This window comes from Arthrobacter sp. H5, assembly GCF_000520595.1.
GTDB lineage: Bacteria > Actinomycetota > Actinomycetes > Actinomycetales > Micrococcaceae > Arthrobacter_D.
In genome coordinates this window covers 81,472-82,498 of the sequence record NZ_KI914980.1, presented here as the reverse complement: position 1 = coordinate 82,498, position 1,027 = coordinate 81,472, and the positions used below count along the sequence as shown (strand labels likewise).

The window sequence follows — 1,027 nt, the reverse complement described above, 5'->3', positions numbered from 1 at the left end:
GTGCCGTTCCACACCCTGATCTACCAGGGCGGCGTGCGGCAGATTCCGGCGAGCTTCTATGAGGCTGCGCAGATCGACGGCGCCGGGCGGATGCAACAGTTCTTCCACATCACCCTCCCGCAGCTGAAGTACACGATGATCACGTCCTCCACGCTGATGGTGGTCGGATCGCTCGCCTACTTCGACCTGATCTTCGTGCTGACGGCGGGCGGTCCCGGCTACGCAACGCGGCTGCTGCCGCTGCACATGTACCTCACGGGTTTCCAGGCCAATGACATGGGAGCGGCCAGCGCGCTGGGAGTCATCCTCGTCGTCGTCGGGCTTGGTCTCGCGATCCTGGTCCAAAGCCTGGGCGGCAGGAACCGCGCCGCAAGCCAGTTGGAAGGAGCATGATGGCCATCACCACAGAAAAACTGTCGGCTGCCCACAAGCGCAACAGCCTGCAAAACCCGGAACGACGACGACGGCGCACCCGCCACCGCCCCAACCTCCTTGGCGGTCTGGGCGGCTGGATCTGGCTCGCCGTGATCATCCTGCCGATCTACTACGTGGTCATTACCAGCGTGAAGAACCAGGCCGGATTCTTCGGCGGCAACCCGCTGGCTCCGACCCTGGAACCGACCCTCGACAACTACGCCTTCGTCCTCGAGCAGGGGTTCACGCAGTACTTCATGAACTCGCTCATTGTCACCCTGGGAACGGTCCTGCCGGCGCTCGTGGTTTCCTTCATGGCGGCCTACGCGGTGGTGCGGGGGAGCGGCCGCTTCATCACCTGGACCAACACGCTGTTCCTCATGGGCCTGGCGATCCCGCTGCACGCCACCATCATCCCGATCTACTACATGATCACTCGTGCCCAGCTTTATGACACGTTGCTGGCGCTGATCCTGCCGTCGATCGCGTTCGCCATCCCGATCTCGGTGCTCATCCTCTCCAACTTCCTGCGGAATGTTCCCAAGGAGCTGTTCGAGTCGATGCGCCTGGACGGCTGCTCGGAGTTCAGCATGATGTGGCGGCTTGCCCTTCC

At 63.0% G+C, this 1,027-nt stretch carries 2 protein-coding genes; both read left to right on the top strand.

The window, feature by feature from the left end; all coding sequences use genetic code 11:
• Positions 1–393, top strand: a 393-nt coding sequence (locus Y708_RS28090; RefSeq protein ID WP_035775232.1) for a carbohydrate ABC transporter permease, incomplete at its 5' end; no start/stop codon positions are given.
• Positions 393–1,027: carbohydrate ABC transporter permease (locus Y708_RS30810; RefSeq protein ID WP_035775231.1), on the top strand; the 635-nt coding region annotated here is incomplete at its 3' end. The genes Y708_RS28090 and Y708_RS30810, both read left to right, overlap by 1 nt.